The organism is Streptomyces sp. XM83C, assembly GCF_023072675.1.
Taxonomy (GTDB): Bacteria; Actinomycetota; Actinomycetes; order Streptomycetales; family Streptomycetaceae; genus Streptomyces; species Streptomyces thermocoprophilus.
Window position 1 is genome coordinate 1 of record NZ_JALLGL010000013.1, and the last position, 15638, is coordinate 15638.

The window sequence follows — 15638 nt, forward strand, 5'->3', positions numbered from 1 at the left end:
TCACGGAAGGCCGGCGGGGCGGCCGGGCGGGGCGGCAGGGGAACGCGGGACGCGTGAGCCGGGGTGGAGCACAACTCCCGCTTGTGTGTGGGCTGTCCCCGGAAATTTTTACCGACGCGTAACTTCACGCTTCCACTACTCGTCCGTAACTTCACAAGTGAACAGCATCCCGTGATCCGGATCACAGGGCGTCCCCACCGTCCAACTCCCGTGAGCCGCAAGGAGATCACCCGATGCTGCCCTGGAAACGCGTGCTCAGACCCCTGGCGGCCCTGCTGCTGACCGCAGCCGCCCTGGCCGTCCCCGCGGGCTCGGCCCACGCGTCCGCCGCTCCCTCCAGCGGATGGAACGACTACAGCTGCAAGCCGTCCGCCGCCCACCCCCGACCCGTCGTCCTCGTCCACGGCACGCTCGGCAACTCCGTGGACAACTGGCTCGGCCTCGCCCCCTACCTCCAGCACCGCGGCTACTGCGTCTACTCCCTCGACTACGGCCAGCTCCCGAACGTGCCGTTCTTCCACGGCCTCGGCCCCATCGACAAGTCGGCACAGCAACTGTCCGACTTCGTCGACAAAGTGCTCGCCTCGACCGGCGCGGCCAAAGCCGACCTAGTCGGCCACTCCCAGGGCGGCATGATGCCGCGCTGGTACCTCAAGTTCCTCGGCGGCGCCGCCAAGGTGAACGCCCTCGTCGGCATAGCGCCCAGCAACCACGGCACCACCCTCAGCGGACTGACCTCGCTGCTGCCGTACTTCCCCGGCGCGGAGGCACTGCTCGACGCGGCAACCCCCGCACTCGCCCAGCAGATCGTCGGCTCCGACTTCCTCACCAAGCTCAACGCGGGCGGCGACACCGTCCCCGGCGTCCGCTACACCGTCCTCGCCACCCGGTACGACGAGGTCGTCACGCCGTACCGCACCCAGTTCCTCAGCGGATCCGGCGTCAGAAACGTCGTCCTGCAGGACCTGTGTCCCCTGGACCTGTCCGAGCACGTCCTCGTCGGGCTGATCGACCGCATCGCCTTCCACGAGGTGGCCAACGCGCTCGACCCGGCCCACGCCACGCGGACCACCTGCGCGTCGGTGTTCAGCTGACCCCACCGGGGCCCGACCGGCCTGAGCCGCCGGTCGGACCCCGGCACGACTCACCGGCGGGCCGACGCCGCCTTCCGCCGCACCGACGCGAACAGCGCCGCCGCGCCCAGCGCCAGCGCGGCAGCCCCGCCCATCGCGACATACGGCGTGTTCCCGTCACCGCCGGTCTCGGCGAGGCTCACGCCCGCGCCCGCCGCCTTCGGCTGGTTGGGCTCGGTCTCCTCCCTCGGTGCCGCGGCCGGCGAGGAGGCCGCCGCGGAGGGAACCGGGTCGGCGGTCGTGGTGGCGTCCTGGTCGCCGTGCCCGTGGTGCTCGACCGTCGACTTCTCGAAACCGGCCTCGATCTGCTTCTCCGACGGAGCGGAGGCGGCGGGCGCGGCGGCGGACGCGGGGGTGCCGCCCCCCGTGGCGGCACCCCCGCCGTAGGTGACGTCCGAGCAGGAGTAGAACGCCTCGGGGCTGTCCGAGCGCTGCCACACCGCGTACAGCAGCTGGCGGCCCGAACGCTCCGGCAGCGTGCCGGAGAACGTGTAGAAACCGCCCTCGGCGACCGGGTCGGTGGCCGTGGCCACCGGGTGCGCCAGATCCAGGTCGTCCCATCCGAGCGGCTGCGCGGGGTCGTACCCCGGCTTGGTGATGTACACCGTGAACGTGCCCTTGTGCGGCGCGGTCACCCGGTACTTGAACGTGAACGACCCGCTGCTCACGCTCGTCGCCGGCCAGTCCGCGCGGGCCAGGTCGAGGCCCTTGAACTCGTCGTTGTTCGCGCTGCACAGCTTGCCGTCCGGGATCAGCTCCTGGTGGCGGCCGGCGGCGTCGCCGATGCGGATGCCGTTCCAGTCGTACAGCGCCTGCGTCCCGCCGGCCGCGACCGCCGCCTTGCACGCGTCGGACTTCGGGTTCTCCGGCCCCTCCGCGTAGCACTGCGCGACCCGGCTGACCGGGTTGCCCATGGAACCGTGCGCGGCGGCGGGCGACGCGGCCAGCGCGGTCAGGGCGAGCGGGGCGAGGCCGGCGGCGGCCAGCACGGCGACGGCCTTACGGCGTCCAGGCATGGGGATGTCTCCTCGGAACCGGTACGTGTGGGGGTGCCGGAACCAAAGAAACCGCGTTTTCCCGCCCCGCAGGCCCTTCCCGACGATCTTTAGGCTCCCCTTAAGGATCCCCTCAGCCTGAGATCAGGTCCCCCCACCGGGGCCCCCGGCCGGCCACATCCAGGAGCGCGGGACTCTGTGCGAGACCCCCACCTGCGGGCACCTTCAGGGGCGCGGGGAACTGCGCGAGAACCCCTCACCGGCCCGCAGTCGAAGACGACGCCAACCACTCTCGAAGGGGCGCGGGGAACTGCGCAAAAAGAAAAGTGACCGCAGGCGTCACTCAGCCGTCGGGCCACCACGTCCGGGCGATGTCCTCCCGGATCTCCGGCCGCCCCGAGGGACGCTCCTCCGCCTTCTCCCGGGTCTTGCGGGAGTCCGTCTTCTTCAGGGGCTTCTGCACGGTCGTCCGGCGCATGGCTGCCTCCTTCAGGGGTCCGCCGGTCTCCGTGTCCTACGGCGACAGACCCGTTCCGCGAGACTTCCTCATCGGAACGGGTCTGTCAGTGGCGGCTGTCACGAATCGGCTGTCAGTGGCGAGTGCCACGCTGGGGGTCACCGCAAACCGCAGTGACGGGAGGACCGCAGTGAGTATCGACTGGGACGCGCAGGCCGCGGAGTTCGACGACGAACCCGATCACGGGCTGCGCGACCCGCGGGTCAGGGCCGCGTGGGCGCGCAGGCTGAAGGACTGGCTGCCGGCCGCCCCGGGCCACGTCCTCGACCTCGGCTGCGGCACCGGCAGTCTGTCGCTCCTCGCGGCCGAGCGGGGACACCGCGTCACCGGCGTCGATCTCTCCCCGCGCATGCTGGACCGGGCCCGCGCCAAGCTCACCGGGTACGAGGCGGAGTTGCTGACGGGAGACGCCGCCGCCCCGCCAGTGGGGGACCGGCGCTTCGACACCGTCCTCGTCCGGCACGTCCTGTGGGCGCTGCCCGACCCGGCCGGCGCGCTGCGCCACTGGCGGGAGCTGCTGCGCCCGCGCGGGCGGCTGGTGCTGGTCGAGGGCGTGTGGGGCACCCTCACCCCGGTCGGCGTACCGGCGGACCGGCTCGCCGCCCTGCTCGCACCGCTCGCCGCGGACCTCCGCGTGGAGGATCTGTCGGGCGACCCGGAGCTGTGGGGCAGAACGGTGGACGACGAGCGGTACGCGGTGATCGCGCAGGTGTGACGGCAGCGGTCGCAGGCCCGACGGGCACGCCGGGACGGGCCTTCGGCCGGCTGCCGTTCCGTTCACCGCAGCAGGTCCTCGAAGCCGCCCCGCAGGGCGAGCCGCTCGAGGTGGTCCAGGGCGGCCACGGCGGCCGACGCCGCGGCCGGGTCCCGGTCGGCCAGCCCGCTCCCGGCGAACTCGTCCTCGTCCAGCCGCCGTACGTCCCCGCCGTCGGCGGACCGCCACAGATCCAGGTCGAGATCCTCCACGACCAGCTCACCGGCCGTGCGCGCGGCGGGCCGGGTGATGTCGCAGTACCAGCCCTTCAGCGTGCCGTCGGCGGCCCGGACCTCCTTCACCGAATACCACCGGTCACGCCAGTAGTACTCGGTGAACACGTCCCCCGCCTCGAACCGGACGAACCCGAAGTCGCGCGCCCCCGCACCCGCCCAGGGCGCCCGCACCACGATGCGGTCGCCGTCGTCGGCGAGCAGCTCTGCCCGGTAACGGATCTTCGTACGGCCCGCCTTGACGAGGACGACGTCCACCTCCGCCGCCCGCCCGGCGGGTTCAGCCGAGTTCGCGGACATGTCCGACCTCCGTCGCGCAGATCTCGTACCCGAACCAGCGGTTGATCGCCAGCATCGGCTCGTTGCCGGTGTCGTTGCTGGTGAACGCCTCCCGGCAGCCGGCGGCGCGGGCGCGGTGCAGGGAGGCGTTCTTGGCGAGCTTGGCCAGACCCCGGCCGCGCCGGTCGCGCGCGGTGCCGGTCATCGCCGTGGCGTAGCGCCCCTTGCCGTCGGTGTAGGCGACGCTGTACGAGGCGGGCCGCCCGTCCACGACCGCGACCACCGTCAGATCGTGGGCCTGAAGCGGATGCCGCCAGGTCTCCTCCAGCCAGGCCTCGTAGTCGTCGAACGCGTACTCCACGTCGCTCGGCTCGTCCGCGGCCGTCATCGCGTCCAGCTCGAACAGCGGCCGTGGATCGTCCGCGAAGTCCGCGGCGGTACGCAGCTCCACACCCGGCGGCGGCTCCCGCAACGGCCGCAGCGGACCGTTCACCAGGTCCGGCCGCTGGAAGTGCGCGGAGCGGCCCGCACGCAGGCCGCGCCGCTCGGCGAAGCCGCGGCTGCCCGGCTCGTCCAGCACCCACGAGAACACCTTCCGTGCCCCCACGGCGGCCAGATGCTCATCGCCCGCCCGGGCCAGGAGCGTGCCGGCGCCGCGCCCCCTGCGGTCGGGACGGACATGGACGTTCAGGAAGCCCCGGCCGGGCTCCGGGCTCTCATGGATCAGACCGACGTACGCCGTGCCCGTGATCTCGCCGTCCTCCTCCGCCAGCAGCACCCGGAAGCGGGCGGCGGGAGGACTGTGCGTCAGGGTGTGCCGCACGGCGTCGGGCGTGGTCAGGACGAACGGCAGGACCAGGTCCCGGACCCGGGTGAAACCCTCGGTGTCGGACCGGTCGTCGGGGCGGAGGCCGCGCACGATCACTGTCACCGCCCGCACGCTACGGGGCGCTCCCACCCGGATGCCTCCCATTTTCCGCGGCCGGTGCGCGACAATCGCTGCGTGAGCCTGAAGATCGACATCGATGAGGGCGCCTCCGCCGCGCCGCCCTACGAGCAGGTGCGGGCCCAGATCGCCGAGCAGGCGCGCTCCGGGGCACTGCCCGTGGGATACCGGCTGCCCACCGTGCGCGGACTGGCCGAGCGGCTCGGCCTGGCGACCAACACCGTGGCCAAGGCGTACCGGGCCCTGGAAGCCGACGGGGTGATCGAGACCCGCGGGCGGCACGGCACCTATGTGGCCGCCGCCGGGTCGGCCGCCGAGCGGGAGCTGGCCGCGGCGGCCCAGGCGTACGCGCAGCGGGCGCAGCGCCTCGGCTTCCCGCGGGACGCGGCCATGGCCGCCGTACAGGACGCTCTGCGGGCGCTTCACGCCGAGGACTGAGCGAGACCGGGCACGCCCACATCGGCCGGCGTGCGGGTGACCGTCAGCCCCGCCCGGCGCGCCGCCCGCGCGAACGTGACAGCGTCCGCCGGCGCCGCCGCGCCCGGGTCGTTGTTGAAGTAGGCGTACACGTCCGCGCCGCCGGTGAACGCCGTCGCCACCCGGTCCACCCAGGTCTCCAGCGCGCGCCGCCCGTAGTGCGGCCACGGCGTGGCACGCCCCTCGTGGAAGCGGACGTACCCCCAGCCGGTGGTCCGCCACAGCGGCGTCACCGGGCGGCCCAGCACATCCGCCCAGCACAGCGCCGCGCCCCGCCCGGTCAGCACCTCGCGCACCTCGGGCGTCCACCACGACGCGTGCCGCGGCTCCACGGCGACCCGCACCCCGGACGGGAAGCAGGCCAGGCAGGCGTCCAGCAGCCCCGCGTCCGCGCGAAGCGTCGGCGGCAGTTGCAGCAGCACGGGGCCGAGCCGGCCCTCCAGGCCGGCCGCGTGCGCCATCAGCCGGTGCACCGGCTCCTCGGGGTCCTTGAGCCGTCTGATGTGGGTGAGGTAGCGGCTCGCCTTCACCGCGACGACGAAGTCCGGCGGCACCCGCTGCCGCCACGCCTCGAAGGTCTCCTTCGACGGCAGCCGGTAGAAGGCGTTGTTGATCTCGACGGTGGCGAACCGGTCCGCGTACTCCTCCAGCCACCGCCGCATCGGCACACCCTCCGGGTACAGGGCGCCCCGCCAGTCCCTGTACTGCCAGCCGGAGGTCCCGACGAACAGCCGCACACCCCCATGGAAACACCGGCGGGCCGTCACCGCCCTGCCCGGCGGGCACCCCGGCCGCTACAGGTACAGCCCCGCGTCCGCGCCCTCGCGCTGGTCCGGCACCGACGCCGGTGACGTGCCGTGCCGCAGCGCGTACAGCTCCGCCAGCGTCGCCCCGTCCCGGCCGATGCCCTCCTCGGTGCCCAGCCAGGCCACGGCCTCCTCCCGGGTGAGCCGGCCGACCTCGATGCGGGCCAGGCAGCGGCCCGGCCGCACGACCGCCGGGTGCAGCCGCTCCAGGTCCTCGTTGGTCGTCACACCCACCAGCACATTGCGGCCCTGCCCGAGCAGCCCGTCCGTCAGGTTCAGCAGCCGGGACAGCGCCTGCCCCGCCGTGTGCTTGGCCTCGCCGCGGATCAGCTCGTCGCAGTCCTCCAGGAGCAGCAGCCGCCAGCGGCCCTTGCCCGCCGTGTCGTCCTCGCCGATCGCGATGTCCATCAGATAGCCGACGTCGGAGAAGAGCCGCTCCGGGTCCAGCACACAGTCCACCTGGCACCAGTCCCGCCAGGAGCGGGCCAGGGTGCGCAGCGCGGACGTCTTGCCGGTGCCGGGCGGGCCGTGCAGCAGGAGCAGCCGGCCCGCGATGTCCTCCGGGGTGGTCTTCATCAGCCGGTCCATGGCCTGGGCGACCGGCGCGGTGTAGTTGGGCCGCACCTCCTCCCAGGTCCCCGCGGAGATCTGCCGGGTGGTGCGGTGCGGGCCGCGGCGCGGGGAGACGTACCAGAACCCCATCGTCACGTTCTCCGGCTGCGGTTCCGGCTCGTCCGCGGCGCCGTCGGTGGCCTGTTCCAGGATCGTCTTCGCCAGTTCCGCCGAGGTGGCGGTGACCGTCACGTCGGCGCCGCGGTTCCAGCGGGACACCAGCAGCGTCCAGCCGTCGCCCTCCGCGAGGGTGGTGCTGCGGTCGTCGTCGCGGGCGGCGCGCAGCACCCGGGCGCCCGGCGGCAGCAGCGTCGCGGCCGTACGGACACGGTCGATGTTCGCCGCGTGCGAGTACGGCTGCTCGCCCGTCGCGAACCGGCCGAGGAACAGCGCGTCGACGACGTCGCACGGGGAGTCGGAGTCGTCGACGGTGAGCCGGATCGGCAGGGCGTCGTGCGGGTGTGCAGGCATGCCGCCATGATCGGGCACGGGGCGCGCCCGTGCACCCGGTTTCCCGCGCCGTGTGTCGGCGTGCCGCATCCGGGCCGCCCTGTTGCAAGCTCGTGCATCTGCGACATCTGCCCCGAACCCCCTGTCCGCCGGTACCGTTTCCCTCGATGGGACGTCATGGGTGGGACTCGGGGGCGCGTCGGTGGCGGTTCACGGCGCTGCTCGGTGTGGGCGCGGCCGTCGTCGCGCTGGTGGTGACGCTGCTCAACACACTGCCCGGCGGCGGCAGTACGGCCGGCACCACCCCGGACGGTGCAAAGGTGCACGGCACGCCGCTGACGCCGGACGGGCCGCCCGAGCCGGAGGTCGGCTGGGGTTTCACGCACACCCAGTACAGCGCCGACCACGGCGCAGGCCAGGCCGTACGGCGGGTCGAGGACGCCCTGAGGGCCCGGCCGATGCCGCAGAACCAGGCGATCATGGGCTGGGGCGCCGACAACCCCGAACCGGTGAAGGGGCGTTACGATTTCGCGGCGCTGGACCGCCGGGTCGACTTCGTCCGCGCCTCCGGCGGCACCCCGGTGATCACGCTGTGCTGCGCGCCGGACTGGATGAAGGGCGGCAAGGCGGGGGCGGGCTCCACGGACTGGAGTCGGGCCGCGCTGGAGACCGCGCCGCGGCCCGAGCACTACGCCGACTTCGCGGCGCTCGCCGCGACCGTCGCCGAGCGCTACCCCGATGTGCGGCACTTCATCGTGTGGAACGAGTTCAAGGGCTTCTGGAACGACGCCGAGGCCCGCTGGGACCACGAGGGCTACACGAAGCTGTACAACCTCGTGTACCGGGCGCTGAAGAAGGTGAACCCCGACATCCTCGTCGGCGGCCCCTATCTGGTGATGGACAGCCTCGACCCGCGCGCGCCGAACGCGTCCGGCACGTTCAAGGGACCCTGGGGCGCCATGGACCAGCGGGTGCTGGACGCGTTCGCCTACTGGAACCGGCACAAGACGGGCGCCGACTTCGTCGTCGTGGACGGCTCCAGCTACACCAACGACGACGAGCTGCTGCCCGACGAGTTCGCCGCCACCGACAAGTTCACCGCCGTCAGCCGCTGGGTGCGGCAGCAGACCGGCGGGCTGCCGCTGTGGTGGGCCGAGTACTACGTGGAGCCCGCCGACGGCGACGACGAACGCAAGGGCTGGTCGGAGGCGCGCCGCGTCGCCGTACAGGCCGCCGGGATGATCGCCCTGGCCAAGGGCGGCACCACCAGCGGCTTCTACTGGAACCCGGAGAAGGAGACCGGCACCGGCTGCGCGGGCTGCCTGTGGACGCCCACCGACCGCGCGGGCGGCGGGCGGACCCTGCCCATGTACGACCTGGTGTCCCGGTTCTCGCAGGCGTTCCCGCCGGGCACCGCGCAGCGGACCGTGCAGATCGCCGCCGACGACGTGCCCAATGTGCGGGTCCTGGCGAGCGACCGGACCGTGCTGGTGGTCAACACGCTCGACCGGCCCATCAGCGCACAGGTGGACGGGCAGCGTTTCGACATGCAGGCGTACGAGGTGAAGTGGCTCGACCGGCGCTCCGGGTGAGCCGCTTCACGGGACCTACTTCATCGTCAGGAACCGCTGCACCAGCGCCGCGAACACCACCGCGAGCAGCGGCAGCGCGAACCAGAACGAACCCTGTAGCACCCGCAGCTGCCGCACGCCGGGCCGGACCGCCACCCGCACCGCTTCCCGCACCGCCAGCAGCAGGACCAGCGCGACCGCCGCGATGCCCCCGACGACCGACCACGGCGTCCAGGTCACCTGCGGCCCGATCGGACCGGGGTCGGCCTTCGCCGGCTTGCCCTCCGGCGGCTGCCTGAGGGCGTACATCGTCACGTCCTCGTTGCTGAACACCCGCGTCAGCTCCGGACGCCGGTCCAGGTTCTCCAGCAGCCGCGGCTCCCAGGTGTCCGAATAGCCCACGTCCAGCCGGAGATACACGACCTGACTGCGGTTGACCATCAGATACGAGTTCGGGCCGGCGTCCTTCAACGCCTTCACCAGCCCCGACACCAGCACCGGGTCGCTCGGCGCGAGCGTCGGCACGTAGTTCACCTTCTCCATGTCGCGGGCGCCCCACGGCATCGCCGGTGTCACATTGGTGTACGTGTCGTTGCTCAGCCACAGCACCCGCACCGTAGGGTCGTCGTGCGCGTACACGTACTCCATCGCGGCGACCTCGCCGGGCCGGATCCGCTCGAACGGCTCGTTGCCCCAGCGGGCCACCAGGAACCCGCCGATCAGCAGCACACCCGCGAGCAGCGCCGCGAGCGGGGCGAGACTCACCCGGTCCTTGTCGCGTTCCTCCGCGGTGACACCCGAGCGCGGGAACAGGGCGAGACCGGCGAGCAGCGCGGCGCCGGGCAGCGCGAACATGAACACGCGCAGCGCCATCTCACCGCCGTACGACTGCATCCCGAAACCGAGGAACGGCACGAAGGTGAGCACCAGCAGCGACCGCTCCCGGTAGCGGTGCTCGCGCCGCCGCCACCAGCCCCAGCAGGCGAACGCCATCACCCCGCCGGCCAGCGCGACCCGCGTGTACAGCACCAGCTTGTGGGAGGAGCTGCCGCCCTCGATCCGGCCGGACACCGACGACGACACGTTGTCGCCGACGCCGCCGACCCCGCCGAACAGCTCGTCGAAGTGGCCCGACCAGTACGGCTCGGCCATGTACCCGACCCACACCGCGACCAGCACCGCGAACAGCAGCGGCAGCCCGCGCAGTTCGCACTTGCCGAGCACGACCAGCGCGGCCAGCACGCCCAGCATCACGAACGGGGTGAGCTGGTGGGCCGGCACGCACGCCGCGTACAGGCCGATCACCACCGCGAGCAGCACCGCCCGCTGCCGCCGGTCGGTCGGCTCCACCTCCGCCTCGCCGGGGCGGCGGCTGCCCCACAGCACGCGCGGCGGGCGGAACCACACCAGCAGGATCGCCACGAACATCAGATACAGCAGATAGGTGAAGCCCTGCGGGGAGAAGTAGTCCTGGCCGACCCAGCCGCCCAGCACGAAGATCCAGACGCCGGTCCACTTGGCGCGCCAGCTCGCCCGCATCGACCGCACCAGCAGGAACATCGGCACCAGGTAGCAGAGCTGGATCGCCGTCGGCCACCAGCGGATCAGCTCCGAGTGGTCGGAGACCCCGCACGCCTTCAGCACCATCGCGGCGACCGCGAAGAACCCGGGCCAGCTCCAGCGCGCGTCCAGGTCGGGCACGGCCGCGCCGGTGCGGTCGATGTAGTCGAGGAAGCCCAGATGCTGCCAGGCCGTCGCGAACCGCGGCTCCGCCTCGATCGCCGCCGGCAGCGCGTGCAGCGACACCACCGTCGCGAGCAGCGTCACCAGCAGCAGCGCCCGGTGCTCCCGGCCCAGCCACAGCAGTGACGCGAACACCACCGCCAGCAGCACGGCCCCGGCCAGCGTCGGCAGCGGCAGCACCGACACCAGCCCGAGACCGCCCATGCCGTCCAGGTCCGCCTCGCCGAGCCGCAGCGCGGGCACCCAGTACAGCAGCAGGGCCGCCGCCAGCAGGCAGCCGAGGACCACTCCGGCGCGGGTCGGTACCCAGCGAGGGCCCGCCGGCTCCGCGGGCGGCGGGTCCGCCTCCGGGGCCGGCGGCTCGTCCGGCTTCTCGCCGCGCGGGCCTTCGGCCTCCTCCGGTACGACGATCTCGGCCGTGACGGGATCGACGTACCCGGCGTCGAACACCTCCTCGAACGGGGCGTCGATCTCCGGCTCCCGCTCCTCGACCGGCAGCCCCAGCTCCGGCACCGCCGGTGTCCCGAGGGGCGGTGTGCCGGGGCCGGGCCGCACGTCGGGGCGGCGCTCCTGATGGTCGAAGTCGAGGTGCATGCCGAGCGCGAGGGTGTCCTTGTCCAGCGCCCAGGCGGGCCGCCGCGTCCGCGCCCCGGCGGGCTCGGCGGGCGTCCCCAGGTCGGCGAGGTCACCGTCGGGCGCCGTGTCCTCGACGCGGTCCGCGGGCGCCGCCCGCATCGTCCGGTACAGCTTCGGCGCGGCGATGGCGACGATCACCGCGAGCGCGGAGATCTCCGCGACGCCCGCGCCGGTGAGGCCCATCCGCGGCAGGAGCAGCAGCGTCAGCCCCAGCACCAGCACGCACAGCAGGCCTTGCAGCCAGGCCAGTCCGGCGGTGCGGCTCTGCGCGCGCAGCACCGCGAAGTACGTCTCCATCACCACCCGCAGCACCGCGCCGACCGCGAACCAGCGCAGCAGCGGGGTGGCCGCGTCGGCGTAGCCCGGCCCGAACACACCGAGGATCCAGGGCGCGCCCACGAACAGCGTGCCCGCCACCGGCAGCATGATCCGCGCCATCCGCTTCAGCGCGGCCCGCGTGTCGGCGGCGAGCCGGCCCGGGGCGTGCGAGCCCTCCACGGTGAGGGAGGCCCCCATGTTGATGGCGAGCAGATTGCACGTGCCGCCGATCGTGGTGGTGATGTAGAAGTACGCGTTGTCCTCGGAGCTGACCTGCGAGGCGATGATGACAGGCACCAGGTAGACCACGGCCAGCGAGAACAGCGAGCCCGTGTAGTCCCCGGCGAGGAACCGCACCGTCTCCCGCAGCGTCGGCGGTCGGCGCCCCTCGGTCTCCGCCACGTGCCGGGGCACCAGCCGGCGGAAGACCAGCCAGCCCAGCGGCAGCACGGAGACGGCGATCGCCGCGACCCACGACACGAACACCCCGGTCGTGGGCAGCGCCACCGCGAACGCCACCAGCAGCGCCAGCTTCACCGCCGAGAACGCGGTGTTGCCGACGGGCACCCACAGCGCGCTGCGCAGCCCGGTCAGCACCCCGTCCTGGAGGGTGAGCAGATTCCACGCGACGACGGCCGCGACGAACCCCAGCCCGTTGAGCGGCCCGTGCAGGAACCGGTACGACGGCCCCCACATGTCCAGCGTCAGCAGGAACACCGCCGCGGCCACCGCCACCATCAGCGAACTTCCCGCATAGGTGCGGAAGATGAACCGCCCGGTGGCGCGGCCGGAGACCGGGATGAACCGGGCCAGGGCACCCGTCAGCGTCACCGCGGTCAGCCCCGCGAGGAGCTTCATCGCGGCGATCGCGGCGGAGCCCTGCCCGACCGCCGCCTCGTCGTACCAGCGCGCCGCGGCCAGCCAGAAGCCGAGGCCGAGCACCGCGGAGATGCCGGTGTTCAGCATCAGCGCGTACGCGTTGCGGAACAGCGGGCTGCCGCCCGGCGGCTTCCCGCTCCGTCGGGGCAGGCGCAGCAGCCGACGCCGGCCGGGCGGGCCGCTCCCTTCGGCCGCAGGCGACGCTTCGTGGGGTGTGGTCGTCGTGTCAGACACGGTCGCGGATGGCCTTCCGGCGGAGCTGGCGTGTTCTGCGGACCATCGCGTACCCCTTGGTGAGGACGCGGTCCCGGGCGAAGGTGCGGGCGATCGACCGGCCCTCGACGAGCCGGGCGAACTCGTCGATGGCGGTGCTGCGCCGCACGGTGACACGCCGCAGGGCGTACGGGCCCTGGCGGCGCTGTGCGAGAGCGTTGCCGACGGCCAGGGCCTGCGCGAACCCGGCCTCCCGCACGGCCTGCCGCACTCGGCGGTCGGAGTAGCCGTACGGGTAGGCGAACGACACCGGCAGCGCGCCGAGCTCCCCGGCGACGATGTCCCGGCACAGGGTGAGTTCGCGGCGCAGCCGTGCGTCGTCGAGCTGGTCCAGCTGCGGATGGGTGTGGCTGTGGCCGCCGATCTCGACGCCGGCGTCGGCGAGGTCCCGTACCTGCTTCCAGTCGAGCATGGTGTCCAGGCCGCCGCCCATGTCGTGGTCGCCGCGCAGCCAGCCGGTGGAGACGAACAGCGTGGCCGGGAAGCCGTGCTCGGCCAGCACGGGCAGGGCGTGCCGGTGCACGCCCTCGTAGCCGTCGTCGAACGTGATCAGCACCGGACGCCCGGGCAGCGGCGCCCCGGACCGCCAGCGCGCGGCGAGCGCGGCCGTCGTCAGCGGGGTCATGCCGCGGTCCCCGAGCAGCGCCATCTGCTCGGCGAACGCCTCCGGCGCCACCGACAGGGCGCGGGTGGCGTCGTTGGGGCGGGCGGCGACGGCGTGGTACATGAGGATCGGCACGGCCTCGTTCGTCGGTGCGGCCTCACGCATCGGCGGCCTCCGCTCTGTCGATCCGCGGCACGGAGAACGCCGTACCGGCCCGGCGTGCCCGCCAGCTCCCCACGGCGTACCCGCCGGCCGCCGCGCACACCCCGGCGACGATGGCACCGGCCCGTCCGGCGCCGCCGGGGCGGGCGAGCAGCGCGTCGCGCAGCCCGCGCGCCACCCCGGCGGGCAGCACGCGGGTGGTGTACCGGCGTTCGGACTCCAGGCCCTTGTCCGCGCCGACGCTGCGCGCGACGAGCGCCTTGGACAGGCCCTCGGCGTAGGCGCGGCTGCGGAAGTAGGCGAAGTACTCACGTGCCCGGGGCACCCGGTGGTGGATGACGGCCCGGTCGTCGATCAGCAGCACGGCGTCGGGCCGGGCGCGGCTGAGCCGGATGCACAGTTCCGTCTCCTCGCAGCCGAGCGGACGCCGGTCGCCGTCCCGGCCGATGCCGGTGGCGAAACCGCCGGCGGCGTCGAAGGCGCTGCGCCGGAAGGAGGCGTTGCCGCCGAGGACGTTGCGGACCCGGACCCGGCCGCGGGGCAGACCCTTGTAGGTGCAGCCCACCACCCAGTCGAACTCCTCCGGGAACCAGTCGGGGCGGCGGCCCGACGCCCACACGGGCAGCGTGCGCCCGCCGACCGCCATCACGCGGGGGTCGGCGTACGCCTCGGCGAACCATCGCAGCCAGTCCCGTTCCGCCACGGCGTCGTCGTCGAGGAACGCGACGATCTCCCCGCGGGCGGCGGCGATGCCGGTGTTGCGGCCGGCGGACAGTCCGCGCGGCCCGGTGTTGGCGAGGACGCGGACGTCGTCGGTCTCCTTGTACTCGCGGGTCAGCCGGTCCCGCAGCGCCGGGTTGTGGTCGACGACCAGCAGCGTCTCCAGCGCCGGGTACGACTGTGCCCGTACGGAGGACACGGCGGCGAGGATGTCCTCCCAGCGGTCCTCGGTGTAGACGCAGACGACGACGGAGACGCCGGGGCCGGGCGGTGCGCCGGGCCGTCCGGCCCCGCCGCCGGGCCGTCCGGTCTGTGGGCCGGGCCGCCCGGCGGCTGCGTCGGGGTGTCCGGTCGGTGTGCCGGGACCTCCGGTAGGTGTGCCGGGACCTCTCAACGCACCTCTCCCCGGACCGTGCCGAGCATCGGCGAGCGGCGTTCCTGCCGGCGCAGTTCGCGGCGGTTGGAGCGCTCCTTGAGGATCACCTTGAGCACCCGCAGCCCGTCGCGCACGGCCCGCAGATTGCTGGTGCCGTGGATGCGCAGATACTCGTGGCTGGGTATCTCCTGCACTCTCAGTCCGGCCTTGACGACCCGGATGTTCATCAGGGTCTCCACCTCGAAGCCGGTGCAGTCCAGCTCGATCTTGTCGAGGCAGTGCCGCCAGAACGCGTTGTAGCCGTAGCACAGGTCGGTGTACCGGGCGCCGAACTTGCGGTTGACGGCCGTGCACAGCGCCCAGTTGCCCAGCTTGCGGATGAAGGTCATGTCGTCGGTGCCGCCGCCGTTGGCGAAGCGGGAGCCCTTGGCGAAGTCGGCGCCGGAGACGAGGGCGGAGACGTACGACACGATCTCGTTGCCGTCGGCGGAGCCGTCGGCGTCGACCATGACGATGATGTCGCCGGTCGCGGCCTCGAAGCCGGTGATCAGGGCGTCCCCCTTGCCCCTGCCCTGCTGGCGCACCACTTTCACACCGGGCCACAGCTCGCGGGCTACCTCGACGGTGTTGTCGGTGGAGTTGCCGTCGACGAGGACCACCTCGTGGATCCAGCCGGGCAGGGTCTTGAAGACGTACGGCAGGTTCTCCGCCTCGTTCATCGCCGGTATGACCACGCTGACCGGCGGGGTGATCGCGAGATGCGAGGAGATCGGCCGGTACTCACCGGCGGTGTGCGGCGTCTGACTGCGCGAAGGCAGAACTGAGCTCATCGATCGGTCCCTCTCGTCCGGTGGACCGCCCGCCCCTGGGCGGCCCGGTTGTGTGTCCGGTTCGAAAGGGGGGTATCTCACCCACAGTGCGGACGTCTGACGGTCCGTGAGCATGGGTGAGCTGGCAAAGTGGCCGGTCTGCCGCTGGCGGGCAGCCGGTCGCGCGGCACGACTCGGTCACAGAAGCGGTCACCGAGCACGGCACCCCCCTACCGCGCCCCGCTCCGGAACGTCGCGGTCCTTGAGCCCTCCCCATGAGCCGCTGTGTGACGGACCGTTGCGGGTGAGATGTAAGACGGTATTGACGATTGAACCATTATGGCA

At 73.0% G+C, this 15638-nt stretch carries 14 protein-coding genes; 4 read left to right on the forward strand and 10 right to left on the reverse strand.

What is annotated here, in order from left to right:
• The first annotated feature begins 233 nt into the window (after positions 1 to 233).
• Positions 234 to 1094: an esterase/lipase family protein gene (locus tag MTQ10_RS03075; protein WP_247461915.1), complete on the forward strand. Its 861-nt coding sequence runs from the start codon at positions 234 to 236 to the stop codon at positions 1092 to 1094.
• Positions 1095 to 1144: 50 nt separating this feature from the next.
• Here MTQ10_RS03075 and MTQ10_RS03080 read toward each other — a convergent pair whose 3' ends face one another.
• Both MTQ10_RS03080 and MTQ10_RS31235 read right to left on the reverse strand, forming a co-directional pair.
• Complete coding sequence (locus MTQ10_RS03080; RefSeq protein WP_247461917.1) at positions 1145 to 2149, reverse strand: lytic polysaccharide monooxygenase auxiliary activity family 9 protein; 1005 nt, start codon at positions 2147 to 2149, stop codon at positions 1145 to 1147.
• 322 nt (positions 2150 to 2471) lie between these two features.
• Positions 2472 to 2606, reverse strand: coding sequence for a hypothetical protein (locus MTQ10_RS31235; protein WP_282611720.1), 135 nt, complete (start codon positions 2604 to 2606; stop codon positions 2472 to 2474).
• Between the two features lie 175 nt (positions 2607 to 2781).
• Here MTQ10_RS31235 and MTQ10_RS03085 point away from each other — a divergent pair, with 175 nt between their 5' ends.
• Positions 2782 to 3360, forward strand: coding sequence for a class I SAM-dependent methyltransferase (locus tag MTQ10_RS03085; RefSeq protein ID WP_247461975.1), 579 nt, complete (start codon positions 2782 to 2784; stop codon positions 3358 to 3360).
• A 62-nt stretch (positions 3361 to 3422) separates the two neighbouring features.
• On the opposite strand, the gene MTQ10_RS03090 is transcribed toward MTQ10_RS03085, so the two are convergent.
• Both MTQ10_RS03090 and MTQ10_RS03095 read right to left on the reverse strand, forming a co-directional pair.
• Positions 3423 to 3932 carry a DUF402 domain-containing protein gene (locus MTQ10_RS03090; protein WP_247461919.1) on the reverse strand — a complete coding sequence of 170 codons (510 nt, stop codon included), beginning with the start codon at positions 3930 to 3932 and terminating at the stop codon, positions 3423 to 3425.
• Complete coding sequence (locus MTQ10_RS03095; RefSeq protein WP_247461921.1) at positions 3913 to 4842, reverse strand: GNAT family N-acetyltransferase; 930 nt, start codon at positions 4840 to 4842, stop codon at positions 3913 to 3915. The genes MTQ10_RS03090 and MTQ10_RS03095 overlap by 20 nt, the downstream gene beginning before the upstream one ends.
• Before the next feature lie 72 nt (positions 4843 to 4914).
• On the opposite strand from MTQ10_RS03095, the gene MTQ10_RS03100 reads away from it, so the two are divergent.
• The gene (locus MTQ10_RS03100) at positions 4915 to 5295 is read left to right on the forward strand and encodes a GntR family transcriptional regulator (RefSeq protein WP_247461923.1); all 381 of its coding nucleotides are present in this window, start codon (positions 4915 to 4917) and stop codon (positions 5293 to 5295) included.
• Here the strand turns inward: MTQ10_RS03100 and MTQ10_RS03105 are convergent.
• Together MTQ10_RS03105 and MTQ10_RS03110 are read right to left on the reverse strand one after the other, a co-directional pair.
• Entirely contained in the window at positions 5280 to 6071 is a 792-nt protein-coding gene (locus tag MTQ10_RS03105) for a DUF72 domain-containing protein (protein WP_247461925.1), read from the reverse strand. The two genes, MTQ10_RS03100 and MTQ10_RS03105, sit on opposite strands and share 16 nt — an antisense overlap.
• 57 nt (positions 6072 to 6128) lie before the next feature.
• Positions 6129 to 7223, reverse strand: coding sequence for a DUF5925 domain-containing protein (locus MTQ10_RS03110; protein WP_247461927.1), 1095 nt, complete (start codon positions 7221 to 7223; stop codon positions 6129 to 6131).
• Between the two features lie 146 nt (positions 7224 to 7369).
• Here MTQ10_RS03110 and MTQ10_RS03115 point away from each other — a divergent pair, with 146 nt between their 5' ends.
• Positions 7370 to 8794 carry a GH39 family glycosyl hydrolase gene (locus MTQ10_RS03115; RefSeq protein ID WP_247461929.1) on the forward strand — a complete coding sequence of 475 codons (1425 nt, stop codon included), beginning with the start codon at positions 7370 to 7372 and terminating at the stop codon, positions 8792 to 8794.
• Positions 8795 to 8809: 15 nt separating this feature from the next.
• Here the strand turns inward: MTQ10_RS03115 and MTQ10_RS03120 are convergent, their stop codons facing one another.
• The 4 genes from MTQ10_RS03120 to MTQ10_RS03135 are packed head-to-tail and all read right to left on the reverse strand — an operon-like array spanning position 8810 to position 15314.
• Positions 8810 to 12583 (reverse strand): lipopolysaccharide biosynthesis protein, encoded by a 3774-nt coding sequence (locus MTQ10_RS03120; RefSeq protein WP_247461930.1) that lies wholly within the window; start codon positions 12581 to 12583, stop codon positions 8810 to 8812.
• Positions 12576 to 13391 carry a polysaccharide deacetylase family protein gene (locus MTQ10_RS03125; protein WP_247461932.1) on the reverse strand — a complete coding sequence of 272 codons (816 nt, stop codon included), beginning with the start codon at positions 13389 to 13391 and terminating at the stop codon, positions 12576 to 12578. The genes MTQ10_RS03120 and MTQ10_RS03125 overlap by 8 nt, the downstream gene beginning before the upstream one ends.
• A complete protein-coding gene (locus tag MTQ10_RS03130; protein WP_282611721.1) occupies positions 13384 to 14502 on the reverse strand; it encodes a glycosyltransferase family 2 protein in 1119 nt (372 codons plus the stop codon). Before MTQ10_RS03130 ends, MTQ10_RS03125 begins: the two co-directional genes overlap by 8 nt.
• Positions 14499 to 15314 (reverse strand): glycosyltransferase family 2 protein, encoded by an 816-nt coding sequence (locus MTQ10_RS03135; RefSeq protein ID WP_247461933.1) that lies wholly within the window; start codon positions 15312 to 15314, stop codon positions 14499 to 14501. Before MTQ10_RS03135 ends, MTQ10_RS03130 begins: the two co-directional genes overlap by 4 nt.
• Between the last annotated feature and the right edge of the window lie 324 nt (positions 15315 to 15638).